This is a genomic window from Saccharothrix hoggarensis, from assembly GCF_052936025.1.
In genome coordinates, this window is the sequence record NZ_CP193624.1 from 4,911,393 (window position 1) to 4,928,867 (window position 17,475).

Genomic DNA, 17,475 nt, shown 5'->3' on the forward strand with positions numbered 1-17,475 from the left:
GGGTCAGTTCACGGCCGCGGGCGCGACGCGGGACCACGCGGCGGTGGCGGTGAGCGCCAGCACGGTGCCCGCGACGCCCGCCACGGCGATGGCGGTGGCCGCCGAGCCCGTGGCGGTGGCCAGCAGGCCGCCGCCGGCGACGCCGATGCCCTGCGCGGCGACGAGGCCGCTGCGGGCGAAGCCCAACGCCTGGCCGCGCTGCTCGTCCGGCACCAGGCGGACGAACGTCGCGCCCGCCGTCACCTGGTAGGCGCTGAACACGCCGCTCACCGCGAGCAGCGCGACCGCGCCGACGAGGTTGGGCGCGAGCAGGTACCCGACCAGCGGCAACGCGGTGGCGACGGCGAGCAGGCCGAGCGCCCGCACCCGCGCCGACGCAGGCAGGAACCGCAGCAGCACCGTCCCCAGCACCATCCCGGCCGGGTCGGCGGCCAGCAGCAGGCCGACGCCCGCCGCGCCCGCGCCGACCTCCGCCGAGAACGGCGCGGCGAGCCCTTCCGGCACCACGGTGAACAGGGCCAGCCACCCCAGCCCGACCAGCATCCGCAGCCGCTTGTCCCGCCACACGAGCGCCGCGCCGGCCCTGATCCGCACGCGGGCGGCGGGCACGAACGGCGGGGCGGGCCGGTGCCGCAGGCCGAACCGCAGCAGCAGCGCCGACAGCGCGAACGTCACCGCGTCCGCCAGCAACGCGCCGGACGTGCCGAGCCACGCCACCACGACCCCGCCGCCGACGAACCCCAGCAGCAGCCCGGCCTGGTGGGTGATGAGGTGCACGGACTGCCCGGCCTCGTACCGGTCGCCCAGCACGGTGGGCAGCAGCGCCCCCTGCGCGGCGGCGAACGGCGACTCGGCGAGCTGCGCGACCACCAGCAGCGCCGCCACCAGCGGCAACGGCACGCCGGGCACGGCCATCACGGCCAGCAGCGCGGCCCGCACCACGTCGGCGACGACCATCACCGTCCGCCGCGGGTACCGGTCGGCCAGCCCGCTCAGCAGCACGCCGGACACCAGCGCGGGCAGCATCGTCAACGCGTAGGTCAACGCGGTCCACGCCGCGGACCCGGTGCGCTGGAACACGAGCACGGACAGCGCCACGCGGGCCAGCTGGTCGCCCACGGTCGACAGCACCGCCGCCGACCACAGCACCCGGAACTCCGGCACCGCGAACACCGCGCGGAACCCCGTGCCCCCGATCAACAGCGCCCCCGATTCCGACGTGACCGATGACTTCTCCGCGCCCGCCGGGTCTCAAGTTGTGCGGCGTGCGACCGGCACGTCACCGTACAAGCCCGGAGGGTGACGATGAGTGGGGTTCCAGCGATGACGGTGGATTTCACGGCGGAGGCGGAGCGGTACCGGCACGAGCTGCGGGTCCACTGCTACCGGCTGCTCGGCTCGTTCGACGAGGCCGAGGACCTGGTGCAGGAGACGTTCCTCAAGGCGTGGCGGGCGCGGGACACGTTCGAGGGGCGGTCGTCGTTCCGCGCCTGGCTGTACCGGATCGCCACGAACGCGTGCCTCGACGTGATCAACCGGCGGCCGCCGCTGGCCACGACCGAGGAGATGCCGGCCGCGGACGTGCCGTGGCTGCAGCCGTTCCCGGACTCGCTGCTGGACGCCGAGCCGCACGCGGAGGTCGTGGCGCGGGAGACGATCGAGCTGGCGTTCCTGGCCGCGGTGCAGCACCTCCCGGCGAAGCAGCGGGCCGTGCTGGTGCTGCGCGACGTGCTGGGCTGGCCGGCGAACGACACGGCCGCGTTGCTGGGCGAGACCGTGCCCGCGGTGAACAGCGCGCTGCAACGCGCCCGCGTCACCATGCGCAAGCACCTGCCGGAGCAGCGGGCCGACTGGTCGGGTGAGCCGAACCCGCGTGAGAAGGCGGTCATTCGCAAGCTCGTGGAGGCCACCGAGCGCTGTGACATGGCGCTGATGGCGTCGGTGCTGCGCGAGGACGTCACGTGGAGCATGCCGCCGCAGCCCGAGTGGTACCGCGGGCGCGACGTGGTGGTCGACATCTGGACGCCGGTGATGGTGGGCCCGGAGGCGTTCGGCGAGTGGAAGGTGCTGGAGACGAGGGCGAACCGCCAGCCCGCCCTCGCGAACTACGTCCGCAAGCCCGGCGAGGAGCTGTTCAAGCCGGCGGCGATGGACGTGCTGCGCATCGAGGGCGACGCGATCGCCGAGGTCCTCACGTTCCCGTCGGACCGGTTCCCGCTCTTCGGCCTGCCCGCGTCGCTGTGACCTTCGACGTCCGCGTGGTCACCGTGCCGGACGTCCTGCCCTACGACGCCCGGGAGTGGCGGGACGCGCTGGTGGTCGTCCTCAGCGGCACGCTCGACCTGGACGGCGAGCTGTTCCCGGAGGGCTCGGTGCTCGCGCTGGCCGGGTTGCCGCTGGAGGTCCTGCGCCGGCACGGCGAACAGCCCGCCGTGCTGGTCGCGGTGACCCGGCCCGAGGGTGACGAGGCGGTAGGCGAGGACGACGCCGGAGAAGCCGGGGCCGAAGGCGACGAGGTGGGGCGTGCCCCACCTCCCGCGCCGGACCGTCCACCCCCGACCGCCCCGGTCGGCGGCGACGACCCGTGACCCCCGATTCCCGCACGCGTTACGGTTCGGCCCGTGCTGAGGATCGAGATCGACGGCGAGCCGCCGACCGTCGACCACTTCGTGCCCGGTCTGCTGGCCAACTACGGGCACTTCACCGCCATGCAGGTCCGCGACCGCCGCGTGAAGGGTTTCGACCGGCACCTGAGGCGGCTCGACGAGGCCAACCGCGAGCTGTACGGCGCCGGGCTGGACGCGGAGCACGTCCGCGGCCTGATCTCCCACGCGCTCGGCGACGTCCGCGACGCCGCCGTGCGGGTCGTCGTCTTCGGAATGGAAACGCCGTCGGTCATGGTGGTGGTCCGGCCGCCCGCCTCTCCCCCGGCGACCCCGCAACGCCTCCTGTCCGTGGACTACACCCGCCCCCTGCCGCACGTGAAGCACATCGGCGGGTTCGGCCAGCTCCACCACGGCAAGCGCGCCGTCGCGGCCGGGTACGACGACGCCCTGCTCACGGCCGGTGGCGTGGTGGTCGAGGGCGCCATCGCCAACATCGCGTTCCTCGACGACGCGGGCGACGTCGTGTGGCCGCAGGCGGACTGGCTGCACGGCATCACCATGCAACTGCTGGAACGGGAGCTGCCGTCACGCCGGGAGGTGGTGCGGCTCGCGGACGTCGGCCGCTACCGCGGCGCGTTCCTGACCAACTCGATCGGCGTGGTCGCGGTGTCGCGGATCGACGACGTCGAGTTCCCCGTGGACGCCGACGCCCGGGCACGCGTCCAGGCCGCGTACGACGCGATCCCGGCCGACCCGATCGAAGCCGACCCGATGGCCGCAGACCCGACCGCGTGACGACCTGACCGGTGCCGGCCCGACCGGTGTCGATCCGGCCGCGTGCCGGCTCGACCGGCGACGACCCGACCGCGTGACGATCGCTCCGCCGGGTGGCCGCGCACGACTCGGCCACCCGGTTGAGTAGATCCACCGATGCCCGGCGGGCCGGCCGCGCGGGACCGTGGGCGGGTGATCGACTTACGCGTGCCCGCGCAGATCGCCGCCGTGTGGATCGTCATGGCGCTGTCGGCCACCGTCGTCGGCTGGCTGGTGCTGTTCGGGTTCTTCGTCCGCAGCCCCGTCCTGGTGGCGATCGGCCTGCTCGGCCCGTTCGCGGTGGCGTTCCTGATCGGCACGTTCACCGCCGCCGCGAGCCCGCTGACGGCCACGCCCCTGCGCCGCGTCGGCTGGGCGGTGCTGGTCACCGCGGCCGGGTTGGTCGGCGTGGTGTTCTACGAGGCGGTGCTGGAGTCGGTCGAACCGGCCAAGCCGCCGTCGTGGCTCGCCATCCCGGCCGTGGGCGTGCCGTTCGCGCTCGCCGCCGCCACGATGGCCCACGGCCTGGTGCTGCGGCTGGTCGCGGCGGGCGTCACCGTCGCCGCGGTGGCCTACGGGATCTGGCTGCCCACCACGATGCCGGACGACGACGTGGCGTCCCGGATCGCGCACGCCCGGCCGCCCGCCGGCGTGGTGCTGATCGCCAGGCCCGACGGCTACGCCTTCCCCGACCTGACGACCCGCGACGGCCAGGCCGAGCTGTCGTACCGCCGCGAGTCCGCCGACGCGCCGCTCTCGGGGTTCCCGCGCGTGGTCGTGCGGCCCGCGACCGTGGACGCGCCCGAGACCGGGGACGACGCCGAACCGGTGTACCGGCCGGTGTCGGCGCACCACGTCTTCGTGCGGCGGATGGGCGACGTCGAAGCCGTGGCCACCGTGTCGAAGGAGGTGGACGTGGCCGTCGCCCGCGACTTCGTCCAGTCCGTGCGCCCGGCCAGGGACGACGAGGTCATGCGCCTGCTGAAGCGCGCGCCCGACCGCCGTGACCGCGACGTGCTCCGCCGCTTCGCCGACACCTGGCGCCGGCTGTTCGACTAGCGGTCAGACGGCGGGCGGCCGGTCCTCGTACGGCGTGGACAGCACCACCGTCGTCCGGGTGGACACGTTCGCCACCTCGCGGATCTGCCGCAGCAGCTCCTCCAACGCGGTCGGCGACGCCACGCGCACCCGCAGCACGTACGACGCGTCGCCCGCGACCGAGTAGCACGCCTCGATCTGCGGCAGGTGCTCCAACCGCTTCGGGTAGTCGTCCGGCGCGGCCGGGTCGATCGGCGTCAGCGAGATGAACGCGGTCAGCGGCAGGCCGACCTCGTCGCCGTCCAGCCGCGCCGCGTACCCGCGGACCACGCCGCGCTGCTCCAGCCGCCGCACCCGCTGGTGCACGGCCGACACGCTCAACCCGACCCGCTCGGCGAGGTCGGTGAAGCTGCACCGGCCGTCCGCCGCGAGCTCGCGCAGGATCGCCCGGTCGATGGGTTCCAGGTTCGTCACGCCGGCAACACCACCAGGTCGTGCGGTCGGTGGTTGACGCTCTCCGCGCCGTCCTCGGTCGCCACCACGATGTCCTCGATCCGCGCGCCCCACCGTCCGGGCAGGTAGATGCCGGGCTCCACGCTGAACGCCATGCCCGGCTCCAGCGGAAGGTCGTTGCCGCCGACGATGTACGGCTCCTCGTGCACGTCCAGCCCGATGCCGTGACCGGTGCGGTGCACGAAGAACTCGCCGAAACCGGCGTCGGCGATGATCTCGCGGGCCGCCGCGTCCACCGCCGAGCACGTGACGCCGGGCCGGACCGCCTCGACGGCCGCCCGCTGCGCCGCCTGGAGCACCGCGTAGGTGTCCCACACGTCGTCGTGGCGCGGCTCTCCGATGACGTAGGTGCGGGTGGAGTCGGAGTTGTAGCCCTCGGCCACCGGGCCGCCGATGTCGACCACCACCACGTCGCCCGCCTCGATCACCCGATCGGACACGTCGTGGTGCGGTGAGGCGCCGTTCGGGCCGGAGCCGACGATGACGAAGTCGGCCGCCGTGTGGCCCTCGGCGACGATCGCGGCGGCGATGTCCGCGCCCACCTCCGCCTCCGTGCGGCCGGGGCGCAGCCACTCGGCCATGCGCGCGTGGACCCGGTCGATCGCCGCGCCCGCCTTGCGCAGCGCGGCCACCTCGGCGGCGTCCTTGCGCATCCGCAGCTCGCGCAGCACCGGACCGGTCAACACCTGGTCGGGGCCGACGACGTCACGCAGCCGCAGGGTGTGCAGCGCGGGCATCATGTCCGACACGGCCGTCCGGCTGCCCGTCACCGCGCGCTTGACCAGCGCGTACGGGTCCTCGCCGTCGACCCACGGCGCCATCTCGACGCCGAGTTCGTCGGTCGGGACGCCCGCGTAGCCCGGCTGCTCCAGCTTCGGCACCACCAGCACCGGCGTGCCGCCGACCGGCAGCACCAGGCACGTCAACCGCTCGAACGACGACCCGCCCGCGCCGATGAGGTAGCGGAGGTCGGAACCGGGCGCGATCAGCAACGCGTCCACGCCCGCGATGGACGCCGCGGCGGTGGCCCGGTCGAGGCGCGCGCGGAGGGCGTCCACGTCGACGGGCCCAACATGGGTCGACATGTCGGGCAGCCTAGTGGTGCGCGGCCGATCGCACGCGATCTCCGGCACGGCGACACCCCGCGCCGACCCGCCCCCGCTGTCGGTGGTCTCTGGCAAGCTGTCCCGGGTGAGCAACCCGCTGGTCCTGATGGACGCCGCCAGCCTCTACTTCCGGGCGTTCTACGCGCTGCCCGAGTCGATGACCGCGCCGGACGGCACACCGGTGAACGCGGTGCGCGGGTTCGTCGACACGATCGCCAAGGTCATCACCGAGCGCAAGGCCGGCCGCCTGGTCGCGTGCCTCGACGCCGACTGGCGGCCGGAGTTCCGGGTGGCCGCGCTGCCGTCGTACAAGGCGCACCGCGTGGCCGAGGGCGCCGCCGACGGCGAGGAGGAGGTGCCCGACACCCTCACCCCGCAGGTCCCGATCATCCTCGACGTGCTCGACGCGGTCGGCATCGCGACCGCCGAGGCCGCCGGGTTCGAGGCGGACGACGTGATCGGCACGCTCGCCGCCCGTGAGACCGCCGACCCGGTCGAGGTGATCACCGGCGACCGCGACCTGTTCCAGGTCGTGCGCGACGAGCCGACCCCCGTGCGGGTGCTGTACCTGGGGCGGGGCTGGGCCAAGGCCGAGCTGCTCGGCCCCGAGGAGCTCGCCGCCAAGTACGCCCTCCCGGTCCACGACGCGGGCCGCGCGTACGCCGGGATGGCCGTGCTGCGCGGCGACCCGTCCGACGGCCTGCCCGGCGTGGCCGGCATCGGCGAGAAGACGGCCGCCAAGCTGATCAGCGAGTTCGGCTCGCTGGACGCCGTGCTCGCCGCGGTGCACGACGGCCGGGACCGCAAGCTCACCACCCGCGCCCGCACCGCCCTGATCAACGCCCAGGACTACCTCGCCGTGGCGCCCACGGTCGTCAGCGTGGCGACCGACGCGGAGATCGTCATGGACCGCCCCGACACCGTCCCCGCCGCGCCGGCCGACCCGGACCGCGTGGCCGAGCTGACCCGCCGCTGGGGCCTGGGCAGCTCCCTGCCGCGCCTACTGGCCGCGCTGGAGCGCCGCTGACCGCAGCACGACGCCAACCCCACCACCGCCGCCCCGGCGGGCGCGGCCCACTCGTCAACCCGGCCGACCCCCGCGTGCGCGGCCGACCCGTCACCCGGCGCCGGTCAGAAGTACGTGCCGCACCACGGCACCTCGGCGGCCGCGAACAACGCGTCCGCCCGCGCCAACGCCCCGGCCTCCACCACGTCCAGCCGACGTGCCGCGGCCAGCGTCGAGAACGACACGTCACCCAGGTACGCCGACGCCAGCACGTCCACGTCCAGCACCAGCTCGGGCGCGTCGTCCACCCGCGTCACACCGTCTGCCGCCACCCGGTACGACCCCGCGTTCTCCGGCAGGTAGGTGTCCCGCACCCCGAGGACGACGGGCTCACCGGCAGCGTAGGTCCGCGCCGCCAACGCCGCCGGAACGTCCAGCAGCCGCAACCACGTCTCGTCGGCCACGTCCGCCACCCGGCACGCCCGCCGGTCGCCCAGCAGCCACTCCACCGGCTCGTCGACCGGCCGCCCGAACGCCGTCACCTCGGCCACCAGGTCGATCCCCAGCACGAACAGCCACAGGTCCGCCCACGCCTCCGCGTCCCGCGCCCACAGGTCGAGCACGCTCAACGTGGTCGGCTTCTCGTCCGTCGCGTCGTGCACGCCCGGCGTCACCTTGAACGCCACGTACCCGTCGTCGCCCGACGCCCCCGACCTCACCGCGAGCTTCAGGTTGTCCTCCGCCGCCGCCTGCCGGACGTTGAACGCCCACCACGCGGGCCAGCGCGCGATCGTGCCCGCGCGCCGCGGCGACAGCTCCTCGAACAGGCCCCGCGCGATCCGCTCCCCCGACTCGCCGTCGACCAACCGCACCCGGCCCGCGGGACGCGTCCTCGGCGCGGCCTGCCGCCGGTCGATCCGCAGCAACCGGAAGCGCGTCGCCACCCCGTACCCGTACCGGCCGTAGATCGCCGTCTCCGACGCCCGCAGCGTCGCCACGACCTCGCCCGCCGACCGCAGCCCCCGCAGCTGCGCCCGCTGCACCGAGCTGAGCACGCCCCGGCGCGTCCAGTCCGCCCGCACCCCGACCCGGCTCACCGCCGCGTTCGTCACGACCGCGCCGCCCGGCACCGCCAGCCGCGACGGGAACGACTGGGCCGTCCCGACCAGCTCACCGTCGACGAACGCGCCGAACGCGCGACCAGGCTCGTACGACTCGCGCACGAGCTTCCACGTGTCGTCGGGCGCGGGCGGGTGGTGCAGCGCGCCCCGGAACAGGGTGTGCGCGGCCCGGAACTCGGATTCGTCCAGCACGCGGACGTCGTGATCGGTCACCCCGGCATGGTGCCGCAGGGATCGCTCGCCTTGCGAACGACTTTCCGGACCGCACGCACGACCGAGGCCGCCCCCGCGCACAGCGGGAGCGGCCTCGGTGACGGAAGTCTCGGACTCAGCCGGCGGGCTGGCCCACCTCGTACTCGCCGTCCTCGGTCTTCACCGTCACCTTGACCGTCTTGTCCTTGCCGCCGACCTTCACCGTGCACTCGAAGGTGGTGTTCGGCTTGACCTCCTGGCCCGCGGGGCACGTCGCGCCCTCCACGTCCTGGATCTTGTAGACGTCCTTCAGGATGCCGACCACGCCCGTCTGCACGGCCGCCTGGTCGAACTCCTTCTTGGTGAACCACCCCGGCGCGACGAAGCCCAGGATGCCGACGGCCGCGACCGCCAGCACGACGATCCCGACCACCACCCACAGCACCGCGCTGGACTTCTTCGGCGGCTGCTGGCCGTACTGGCCCGGCTGCCCGAACTGGCCGGGCTGGCCGTACTGCCCCTGCTGGCCGAACTGGTCCGGCTGACCGAACTGGCCGGGCTGGCCGTACTGGCCCTGCTGCGGCTGCCCGTACGGGTTCGACTGCGGGTTGTTCGGGTCGTACCCGGCCGGGTACTGCTGGGTGTACGGCTGCTGGGGCTGCTGCCCCCACTGCTGCTGCGACGGGTCCGGCTGCCCGTAGGGGTTGGGCTGCTGAGCGGGGAAACCACCCGACGGCGTGCCGGGGTACCCACCACCGTAGGGCTGTTGCTGCTGGCCCCACTGCGGCTGCGGGTCGTTCCCTCCGGACGGTCCGTACGGACTGGTCATGCTCGGCCTCCGACGGTCGGTCTGGAAAACGGTCTGGTCAAGTGCGTGCTTCGAAAAGCGGTGTTCAAGCCTTGCGGGCGCGATCAAACCACAGCTGTGCGGACGGTACCCACCCGCCCCGCAAAGCTTTGTCAAACGGTGGCCATCGCCACCACCCCGCGGCGCAACGCGTCCACCGCCTTTCGGGCGGACGCGCCCACCGGGTCCCCGCCACCGACCACGTCCCGGATCTGGTCCAGGAAGTCGATCACCTGCCGGCACCACCGGACGAAGTCGCCCGCGCCCAGCTCCGCGCCGTTCTCCTCCGCCGCCGACAGCACCTTCTCCAACGACTCGCCGCGCGCCCACCGGTACACCGCCCACGCGAACCCCGGATCGGGCTGCCGCGTCCGGTCGAGCCGGTGCCGGCGCTCGTCGTCCTCCAGCTCCGCCCACAACCGCGCCGTCGCGGTCAACGCGTCCGACACCTTCCCCGGTGGCAGCCTGGCCTCCAGCGGACCGTCCCGCCGCGCCTCGTACACCAGCGCCGACACCACCGCGGCCAGCTCCGCCGGGTCGAGGTCTCGCCACACGCCGTGCCGCAGGCACTCCGCCGCCAACAGGTCCGACTCGCTGTACAGCCTGGTCAGCCGCTTGCCGTGCTCGGTGACCTCCTCGCCCGGCCCGCTCTCCTCCGCGTGCAGGTAACCGCGTTCCCGCAGCAGGCCGCGAATCCGGTCGAACTCCCGCGCCAACGAGTGCGTGGTCGCCGCGACCTTACGCTCCACCTGCTCCGTCTCGGCCAGCAACCGGTGGTACCGCTCGCCCCACCGGGCGTGCTCCTCGCGCTTCTCGCAGCCGTGGCACGGGTGCGCCCGCAACGCCCGCCGCAACGTCGCCAGCTCCGCGTCGTCGTCCGCCGTCGACCGCCGCTTGCGCATCGCCGGCGCCACGATCCCGGTGGCGCGCAACGACGCCGCCAGGTCGCGCCGCGACTTCGGCGACCGCGTGTCCACCTGCTTCGGCAGCCGCATCTTCCCCAGCACCTCGACCGGCATCGGGAAGTCCGCCGACGACAGCCGGCCCGCCCACCGGTCCTCCGTCACCACGAACGGGCGCGCCTCGCCCAGCGGCTCCAGACCGGGGTCGATCACCACGGCCAACCCGGACCTCCGCCCGGACGGCACCGCGATCACGTCGCCCTTGCGCAGCCGCTCCAACGACTGCGCCGCCTCCGCCCGCTTCGCCGAGGTGTTCTGGCGCGCCAACGCCTTCTCCCGCTCGGCGACCCGCCGGCGCAGCGCCGCGTACTCCGTGAAGTCACCGAGGTGGCACGTCATCGCCTCGGCGTAGCCGCCCAGCGCCTCCCGGTTCCGCTCGATGCGCCGGGCCAGGCCCACCACCGACCGGTCCGCCTGGAACTGCGCGAACGACTGCTCCAGGATCTCCCGCGCCGCCGCCGCGCCCAGCTGGTTCACCAGGTTGACGGCCATGTTGTAGCCCGGCCGGAACGACGACCGCAGCGGGTACGTGCGGGTGGACGCGAGCCCGCCGACCGCCTTCGGGTCGACGCCCGGCTGCCACACCACCACCGCGTGGCCCTCGACGTCGATGCCGCGCCGCCCCGCCCGGCCGGTGAGCTGCGTGTACTCGCCCGGCGTCAGGTCGACGTGCGCCTCGCCGTTGTACTTGACCAGCTTCTCCAGCACGACCGTGCGGGCGGGCATGTTGATGCCCAGCGCCAGCGTCTCGGTCGCGAACACCACCTTCACGAGGCCGCGGACGAACAACTCCTCCACGGTCTCCTTGAACGCGGGCAGCAGGCCGGCGTGGTGGCTCGCGATGCCGCGCTCCAGCGCCTCCCGCCACTCCCAGTAGCCCAGCACCATCAGGTCGCCCTGCGGCAGGTCCTTGGTCTTCTCCTCGATGACCTCGCGGATCTGCTCGACCTCGTCGTTCGAGTTGAGCCGCAACCCGGCCCGCACGCACTGCGTCACGGCCGCGTCGCAGCCCGCCCGGCTGAACACGAAGTCGATCGCCGGCAGCAGGCCCGCGCCGTCCAGCCGCTGCACGATGTCGACGCGCGACGGCGGCTTGAACCCGGACCCGCGCGGCGGCCTGCCCCGCTGGTCCTTGTTGTTGCGGTTGCGGCTCCACGGCACGTGGAACCGCGACAGGTCCTCGGTGTGGCGCAGGAGCTGCGGGTTGATCCGGGCGTGCCCGTCCGGCGCGTCGCCCGCGAACAGGTCCATCATCCGGCCGCCCGCCAGCATGTGCTGCCACAGCGGCACGGGCCGGTGCTCGTCCACGACGACGGTCGTGTCGCCGCGCACCTCGACCAGCCACTCGCCGAACTCCTCTGCGTTGCTGACCGTGGCGGACAGGCCGACCAGCCGCACGGACTCGGGCAGGTGCAGGATCACTTCCTCCCACACCGGGCCGCGGAACCGGTCGGCCAGGTAGTGGATCTCGTCCATCACGACGTACGCGAGCGTGGACAACGTCGAGGAGCCCGCGTACAGCATGTTGCGGAGCACCTCGGTGGTCATCACGACGATCGGCGCGTCGCCGTTGACCGACGTGTCACCGGTCAGCAGGCCGACCTTCTTCGACCCGTAACGGGCCACCAGGTCGGCGTACTTCTGGTTCGACAGCGCCTTGATGGGTGTCGTGTAGAAGCACTTGCTGCCCTCCGACAGGGCCAGGTGGACGGCGAACTCGCCGACCACCGTCTTGCCCGCGCCGGTGGGCGCGCAGACCAGCACGCCGTGCCCGTCCTCCAACGCCTCGCACGCGCGTTGCTGGAACGGGTCGAGGTCGAACGAGATGACCCCGAGGAAGTCGGCCAGCTTGGGCCGGGAGGAGCGGCGGCGGAAATCCGCGTACGAGTCGGCCGGAGACCGCGAAGTGCTTGACACCTCTCCAGGCTGTCACACGGGACCGACAAAATCGCTCCAGATCCGGGACGGACCGCCGATCCTGGATTTTGGTCACCACTGAAGCAATAGAGCCCATCATGGGATGTGGTGCGGCACACTCGGGACCGTGGAGGCGATTCCGTTGGCGGAGGGCGACCTCCGGTGGGTGTTCCCCGACCTGGTCGACGCGGGACCGGTGCTCGACGTGCTGCGGCAGGCCGCGGCGCGGGTCGAGCGGCTGGCCGGGCACCTGGGCAGACCCGGCGGCGGTCTCGTGTTCGACCACCTGCCCGGCGCGCCCTACGCGGGGCTGTCGGGCCGCGCCGAGGCCGAGGAGCTGGCCTTCGACGTCCGCGTGTCGGCGCCGCGCGACCCGCACCGCCACGTCCTCACCCGGCCGCCGCCGTGGCGGGTGGAGGGCGAGATCTCGGTCCGCTGCGACGCCATCCGGGACTGCGGCAGGCACGAGATCGAGACCGTCGAGTCGGCGCACGGCACCCCGCTGGACGCCGCCAACGGCGTGCTGAGCGTTGCCGGGTGGCTGTACGACCGGGGCACGACCGAGCCGCGCGGGTCGTGGCGCAGGCGGGACGTGCTCAGCCGGCACCGGTGACGGACGCCGCGTCCCCTCGCCTGGGCTCGGCGGGGTGCGCCTGGTCCGGCTGCGCCTGGTCCGGATGCGCCTGGTCCGGATGCGCCTGGTCCGGCTGCGCCTGGTCCGGGTGCGACCGGGCGGCCTGCGGTTCGGCGGCCGACCGGGCGGCCTGCGGTTCGGCGGCGACGACGGTCAGCGCGCCGGGCACGCAGGTGGCGCTCAGCGGCACGCCGCTCATCCGCTCCCCGTCCGCGTAGGCCACCCAGGACGTCCCGGACAGCCGCACGGACCTCGCGCGCAGCGTGCGCACCGCCGGGTGGTCCACGTGCCGCCCGGTGCGCAGCGTGGGCAGCATCCGCAGCAGGGTCCGGCGCGGCGCGGCCTCCACCACGGTCAGGTCGAACAGGCCGTCGTCCGGCGACGCGTCCGGGCACACCGGGATGCCGCCGCCGTAGCTGGTCGTGTTGCCGACCGCGACCAGCAGCGCGTCCAGCTCCAGCACGTCGTGCTCGGTCTCCACCACCAGCGGTTCGGGCCGCAGCGCCGCCAGCTCGGCCAGGATCGCCAGGTCGTAGCGGCGGGGGCCGGCGGGCCAGCGCATCGCGTTCGCCCGCTCGTTGACCGCCGAGTCGAAGCCCGCGCACAGCACGGTGGCGAACCACGGCCCGCCCTCGACGCGCCCGAGGTCGAGCGGGCGGCGGACGCCGTCGCGCAGCGCGGCCACCACGTCGTCCACGGAGGTGGCGCCGAGCGCGGTGGCCAGGTCGTTCCCGGTGCCGGCGGGCACCACGGCGAGCGCGGTCGACGACCCGGCGCACGCCTGCACGCCCAGGTGGGCGCCGCCGTCACCGCCGAGGACCACCAGCACGTCCACCCCGTCGGCCACCGCGCGCCGCGCCTGCTCGGCCGTGCCCTCCGCCGTGGCCGCGACGTGCAGGTCCAGGCGGTCGGCCACGGCGCGCAGCCGGCCCGCGACGGTGCCCGCCATGCGGGCCGCCCGGCCCTTGCCGGACGCCGGACACACCAGCAGGGCCACCCGCGTTGAGGTCGACATGGTCGCGAAGCCTACAAAGGCGCCGGCTCAGGTCACGTCGTCGTACTTCGGGTGCGTCGGCGGTTCCGCCGCGGGCACCGGTTCCGGCTTCGCACCGCGCCGCCCCCGCCTCGGCTCGGCCGCGGGCCGCGGGTCCGGCTCGTCGATCGAGGACGGCGTGTACTCGAACGGCGCGGCCTCGTCGTCGGGCAGGGCGTCCCAGCCCTCGTCCTTGCGCTTGCGCGCGGCCCGCTTGTCGTGGACGCGGGCGATCTGGATGGCCAGCTCGAACAGGATCGTGAGCGCCACCGCGAGGGCGACCATCGAGATCGGGTCGGTGCCCGGCGTCGCGATCGCGGCGAAGATGAACAGGGCGAACGTGATGCCGCGCCGCCACCGCCGCAGCTTGTCGTAGGTGAGCACGCCGACCTGGTTGAGCATCACCACGATCAGCGGCAGCTCGAAGCTCACCCCGAAGATCAGCAGCAACGCCAGCACGAAGCTGATGTACTCGCCCGCGGTCAACGCGGTGATGAACTTCTCGTCACCGAAGCTGACCAGCACGGACAGGCCCTGCGGCACGACGTAGAACGCGAGCGTGGCGCCGGCGACGAACAGCACCGACGCGCACGCCACGAACACCACGGCGAACCGGCGCTCCTTGGCGTACAGGCCGGGCGCGATGAACCGCCACACCTGGTACAGCCACAGCGGCGCGGTGAGGGCCATGCCCGCGCCCGCGCCGACCTTCAACCGGATCATGAAGATCTCGAACGGCTGGGTCTGGAGCAGCTGGCACCCCTGGCCGCTCTGGGTCAGCCGCTGCTCCACCGGGATGCCGCAGTAGGGGGCGATCACGATGTCGCCGAGGCTCGGCAGGCCGAAGATCCGCCAGCTCCACCAGAACCACCCGAAGATCGCGCCCAGCGCGATGAACAGCAGCGCCAGCCCGAGTCGGTGCCGGAGGTCGTAGAGGTGATCCTTCAACGACATGGTGCCGTCGGGGTTGGCCCGACGGCTCGTGACCTTGCGGCGCTCCCGGCGCTGGGACCACCACCGGACCGGACTTGCCCCCACCGTGCGGACCGTCCTTCGACTCTCGTTGGTGCGCTGGCTCGTCAGTTGCTGTTCTGCTTGTTCTCGAGGTTCTGCGCGCTCTTCTCGATCGGCTGGGCCACCTGGGGCTGGACGACCTGGGGCTGGGCGACCGGCGGCTGCGCGGGCGGGAGCTGCTGCGGGGCGGGCGCGACGGGCGGCTGCTGCTGGGCGGTGGTGGCCGGGTTGGCCTGCGACTGGTCGTCCTCGTCGCGCAGACCCTTGGTCTCCGCCTTCAGGATCTTCGCCGAGCGGCCGATCGACCTGGCCATGTCCGGCAGCTTCTTCGCGCCGAACAGCAGGATGATCACCACGGCGATGATGATCAGCTCAGTAGCTCCGAGGGAACCCACGACTGTCCTCCTGTCTCCCCCGGTCCACCGATGGTACGCGGGGCTCGCCCTGGCGGGCCTGATCCGGACGCCGTTCGGCGACGGCCAGCGAGAGCGCGGCGAACCGCGCCTTCAGCAGACCGGCGCCGTCGCCGACCCTGTCCCCCACCAGAGTGCTTGCCGCGCGGAAGCGGCGCAAGGACCCGATGACTCGGACGGTGACCGCGACGAGCGCGACCAGCCCGAACAGGATCAACGCCAGGGTCGGGATGTACGGCACGGGACCCACGTTACTGGGCTCAGGTTGCCGGGAGGTGATCCGCCCGGCGCAATGCCGCCTCCGCCTGCCTGGCGACCTCCGCCACGAGGTCGGGAGGCTGCTCGACGTGCGCCTCACCGCCCAGCCCGAGCAGCAGGCGCACCATCCACGCGGTGTCGGCGTACCGCATGAGGACGCGGGCCCGGCCCTCCTCCAGCTCGACCAGCCCGTCCGTCGGGTAGTACTCGGCGACCCAGCGCGCGTCCGGTTCCAGCACCAGCACGGCCGTCCGCTGGGACGGGTCGGGCTTGAACAAACCCTCCGAGGTGTCGGTGGGCTCGGCGTGCGGCGGCGGGGCGGCGGGCTCGTCCAGCACGTCCACGGCGTCGATCCGGTCGAGCCGGAACAGCCGCACGCCATCCGCCGCCCGGCACCACGCCTCCAGGTAGCCGCGCCCCTCGACCAGCAGCATCCGCATCGGGTCGACGACACGGTCGGTGATCTCGTCCCGTGACGGCGTGTAGTAGCTGAGCCGCAGCGCGCGCCCGCGCCGGACACCGTCCGACACCGCGTCACGCACGCGTGCCGTCTCCGGGGCCTCCCGCACGGCCAGTCCGACGGCCACCCCGGCGGGCTGCGCCTGCCCCACGGCGGCCTCGATCTTGGCCACGGCCCGCTGGACGGCGGCCTGGTCGGCGACGCCGGGCGTCTCGGCCAGCGCGCGCAGCGCCACCAGCAGCGACGTCGCCTCCGCGGCGGTGAGCCGCAGGGGCCGGCTCATGCCCGCGTCGAACGTGACGGTGACCGTGTCGCCCTCGAACGACAGGTCGATCAGGTCGCCGGGGCCGTAGCCAGGCAGGCCGCACATCCACAGCAGTTCGAGGTCGCGGCGGATCTGCTTGGGCGTGACCTCGAAGTCCTCCGCGACCTCGTCGATCGGCACGCCGGGGCGGGCCAGCAGGTACGGCACCAGGGCGAGCAGCCGGGGCAGGCGGTCGGTGGCGGCGTTCACGCGCGCACCCCCGCACCGCGCAGCGCGCCGAGCAGCTTCTCCCGCACCGTCTTGGCCAGCACTTCCGGCTCCAGCACGACGACCGCCGGGCCGAACCCGGCGATCCAGGAGGCGGCCGAGTCGGGGAACCGCAGCTCGATCTCCAGCAGGTCGCCGGGCTCGCCGTCGAACTCCTGGCGGCCGAGCACCCGCGCCCGCCTGCGCACGCCCTGCGCGCGGCCCTCGGCGACCCACAGCTTCGCCGTGGCCGTCGTCTGGTCGACCGCGGGCTGGGTGCGGGCCACGAACGACAGCAGGTCGACGTCGTCGGGCCGGCGCACCGCGCCCGCCTTGCCGACCGCGCGGACGTCGCCGACGATCCGGGACAGCCGGAAGCAGCGCGGCGCGTTCCGGTCGCGGTCGTGGCCGACGAGGTACCACCGGCCGCGCCAGGCCACCACGCCCCACGGCTCGACGGTGCGCGTGCGGACCTCGACCGGCGACGGGCGGCGGTAGTCGAACTCGACCACGCGCCCCTCCTGCACGGCCGCGAGCAGCGGCGGGAACGCGGGTTCGCTGGTGCGGACCTTGGGTTCGACCGGCACGTGGACGTCCTGGTCGACGTCCACGCCCGCGGCGCGGAGCTTGATCAGCGCGCCGTGCGCGGCGCCGGTGAACTGGGGCGAGTCCCACAGCCGGGCGGCCAGCGCCACGGCGGCGGCCTCGTCCGGCTCCAGGTCGATGTCGCCCAGCTCGTAGTCCCGGCGGGCGATGCGGTAGCCGTCGATCGCGTCGAAGCCCGCGCTGCGGCCCGTCTCCAACGGCACGCCCAGGTCGCGCAGCTCGGTCTTGTCGCGTTCGAACATGCGGAAGAACGCCTCGTCCGTCGCGGCGTCGGAATAGCCGGGGACGATGGCGCGGATGCGCTCGGCGGTCAGGTACTGGCGGGTCGAGAGCAGGCACAGCACCAGGTTGACGAGCCGTTCGGCACGTGCGATGGCCACCAGGGAACCCTAACCCCGGACGAGACCCCCGTGACGCCATCCCCG

17 protein-coding genes and 1 pseudogene are annotated in these 17,475 nt (G+C 73.7%); 6 read left to right on the forward strand and 12 right to left on the reverse strand.

Going from position 1 to position 17,475, the window contains the following annotated elements; all coding sequences use genetic code 11:
• Positions 1–3 precede the first annotated feature (3 nt).
• Entirely contained in the window at positions 4–1,197 is a 1,194-nt protein-coding gene (locus ACRAKH_RS21900) for an MFS transporter (protein WP_447009978.1), read from the reverse strand.
• Between the two features lie 126 nt (positions 1,198–1,323).
• Between ACRAKH_RS21900 and ACRAKH_RS21905 the strand changes: the two genes are divergently transcribed.
• From ACRAKH_RS21905 to ACRAKH_RS21920, 4 genes are all read left to right on the forward strand, one after another.
• Positions 1,324–2,244, forward strand: coding sequence for an RNA polymerase subunit sigma-70 (locus ACRAKH_RS21905; protein WP_380727550.1), 921 nt, complete (start codon positions 1,324–1,326; stop codon positions 2,242–2,244).
• Positions 2,241–2,588, forward strand: a complete 348-nt coding sequence (locus ACRAKH_RS21910) for a hypothetical protein (protein WP_380727548.1) — start codon at positions 2,241–2,243, stop codon at positions 2,586–2,588. Before ACRAKH_RS21905 ends, ACRAKH_RS21910 begins: the two co-directional genes overlap by 4 nt.
• A gap of 33 nt (positions 2,589–2,621) precedes the next feature.
• Positions 2,622–3,401 carry an aminotransferase class IV gene (locus ACRAKH_RS21915; protein ID WP_380727546.1) on the forward strand — a complete coding sequence of 260 codons (780 nt, stop codon included), beginning with the start codon at positions 2,622–2,624 and terminating at the stop codon, positions 3,399–3,401.
• Positions 3,402–3,572: 171 nt separating this feature from the next.
• Positions 3,573–4,478 carry a hypothetical protein gene (locus tag ACRAKH_RS21920; protein WP_380727544.1) on the forward strand — a complete coding sequence of 302 codons (906 nt, stop codon included), beginning with the start codon at positions 3,573–3,575 and terminating at the stop codon, positions 4,476–4,478.
• Between the two features lie 3 nt (positions 4,479–4,481).
• Here the strand turns inward: ACRAKH_RS21920 and ACRAKH_RS21925 are convergent, their stop codons facing one another.
• Together ACRAKH_RS21925 and ACRAKH_RS21930 are read right to left on the reverse strand one after the other, a co-directional pair.
• A complete protein-coding gene (locus ACRAKH_RS21925; protein WP_184688005.1) occupies positions 4,482–4,931 on the reverse strand; it encodes an Lrp/AsnC family transcriptional regulator in 450 nt (149 codons plus the stop codon).
• The gene (locus ACRAKH_RS21930; protein WP_380727542.1) at positions 4,928–6,055 is read right to left on the reverse strand and encodes a M24 family metallopeptidase; all 1,128 of its coding nucleotides are present in this window, start codon (positions 6,053–6,055) and stop codon (positions 4,928–4,930) included. Before ACRAKH_RS21930 ends, ACRAKH_RS21925 begins: the two co-directional genes overlap by 4 nt.
• Before the next feature lie 106 nt (positions 6,056–6,161).
• Between ACRAKH_RS21930 and ACRAKH_RS21935 the strand changes: the two genes are divergently transcribed.
• Positions 6,162–7,103 carry a 5'-3' exonuclease gene (locus tag ACRAKH_RS21935; protein ID WP_380727554.1) on the forward strand — a complete coding sequence of 314 codons (942 nt, stop codon included), beginning with the start codon at positions 6,162–6,164 and terminating at the stop codon, positions 7,101–7,103.
• A 104-nt stretch (positions 7,104–7,207) separates the two neighbouring features.
• Here ACRAKH_RS21935 and ACRAKH_RS21940 read toward each other — a convergent pair whose 3' ends face one another.
• The 3 genes from ACRAKH_RS21940 to ACRAKH_RS21950 form a co-directional block, all read right to left on the reverse strand.
• Complete coding sequence (locus ACRAKH_RS21940) at positions 7,208–8,416, reverse strand: GNAT family N-acetyltransferase (RefSeq protein ID WP_380727540.1); 1,209 nt, start codon at positions 8,414–8,416, stop codon at positions 7,208–7,210.
• A gap of 115 nt (positions 8,417–8,531) precedes the next feature.
• Positions 8,532–9,224 carry a DUF4333 domain-containing protein gene (locus ACRAKH_RS21945; RefSeq protein ID WP_380727538.1) on the reverse strand — a complete coding sequence of 231 codons (693 nt, stop codon included), beginning with the start codon at positions 9,222–9,224 and terminating at the stop codon, positions 8,532–8,534.
• A 131-nt stretch (positions 9,225–9,355) separates the two neighbouring features.
• Positions 9,356–12,121 carry a DEAD/DEAH box helicase gene (locus ACRAKH_RS21950; RefSeq protein ID WP_380727536.1) on the reverse strand — a complete coding sequence of 922 codons (2,766 nt, stop codon included), beginning with the start codon at positions 12,119–12,121 and terminating at the stop codon, positions 9,356–9,358.
• 127 nt (positions 12,122–12,248) lie between these two features.
• On the opposite strand from ACRAKH_RS21950, the gene ACRAKH_RS21955 reads away from it, so the two are divergent.
• On the forward strand, positions 12,249–12,734 hold the full coding sequence (locus ACRAKH_RS21955) for a hypothetical protein (RefSeq protein ID WP_380727534.1): 486 nt from the start codon (positions 12,249–12,251) through the stop codon (positions 12,732–12,734).
• Positions 12,735–12,897: 163 nt separating this feature from the next.
• Here the strand turns inward: ACRAKH_RS21955 and ACRAKH_RS21960 are convergent.
• From ACRAKH_RS21960 to ACRAKH_RS21985, 6 genes and pseudogenes are all read right to left on the reverse strand, one after another.
• Positions 12,898–13,770 (reverse strand): annotated as a pseudogene (locus ACRAKH_RS21960) (diacylglycerol/lipid kinase family protein); the annotation flags it as partial.
• A gap of 27 nt (positions 13,771–13,797) precedes the next feature.
• Positions 13,798–14,742, reverse strand: coding sequence for a twin-arginine translocase subunit TatC (gene tatC, locus ACRAKH_RS21965; protein ID WP_380729873.1), 945 nt, complete (start codon positions 14,740–14,742; stop codon positions 13,798–13,800).
• A gap of 125 nt (positions 14,743–14,867) precedes the next feature.
• Entirely contained in the window at positions 14,868–15,197 is a 330-nt protein-coding gene (tatA, locus tag ACRAKH_RS21970; protein WP_380729864.1) for a Sec-independent protein translocase subunit TatA, read from the reverse strand.
• The gene (locus ACRAKH_RS21975) at positions 15,175–15,456 is read right to left on the reverse strand and encodes a bacteriophage holin (RefSeq protein WP_380729865.1); all 282 of its coding nucleotides are present in this window, start codon (positions 15,454–15,456) and stop codon (positions 15,175–15,177) included. The genes tatA and ACRAKH_RS21975 overlap by 23 nt, the downstream gene beginning before the upstream one ends.
• A gap of 19 nt (positions 15,457–15,475) precedes the next feature.
• A complete protein-coding gene (locus ACRAKH_RS21980) occupies positions 15,476–16,447 on the reverse strand; it encodes a helix-turn-helix transcriptional regulator (RefSeq protein WP_380729867.1) in 972 nt (323 codons plus the stop codon).
• Positions 16,444–17,430 carry a helix-turn-helix transcriptional regulator gene (locus tag ACRAKH_RS21985; RefSeq protein ID WP_380729869.1) on the reverse strand — a complete coding sequence of 329 codons (987 nt, stop codon included), beginning with the start codon at positions 17,428–17,430 and terminating at the stop codon, positions 16,444–16,446. The genes ACRAKH_RS21980 and ACRAKH_RS21985 overlap by 4 nt, the downstream gene beginning before the upstream one ends.
• Positions 17,431–17,475 lie beyond the last annotated feature (45 nt).

Excerpts from the sequence above, each read along its gene's own strand:
- ACRAKH_RS21905 (WP_380727550.1), top strand. The coding sequence starts at position 1,324 with ATGACGGTGGATTTCACGGCGGAGGCGGAGCGGTACCGGCACGAGCTG.
- ACRAKH_RS21930 (WP_380727542.1), bottom strand. The coding sequence starts at position 6,055 with ATGTCGACCCATGTTGGGCCCGTCGACGTGGACGCCCTCCGCGCGCGC.
- ACRAKH_RS21945 (WP_380727538.1), bottom strand. The coding sequence starts at position 9,224 with ATGACCAGTCCGTACGGACCGTCCGGAGGGAACGACCCGCAGCCGCAG.
- tatC (WP_380729873.1), bottom strand. The coding sequence starts at position 14,742 with ATGTCGTTGAAGGATCACCTCTACGACCTCCGGCACCGACTCGGGCTG.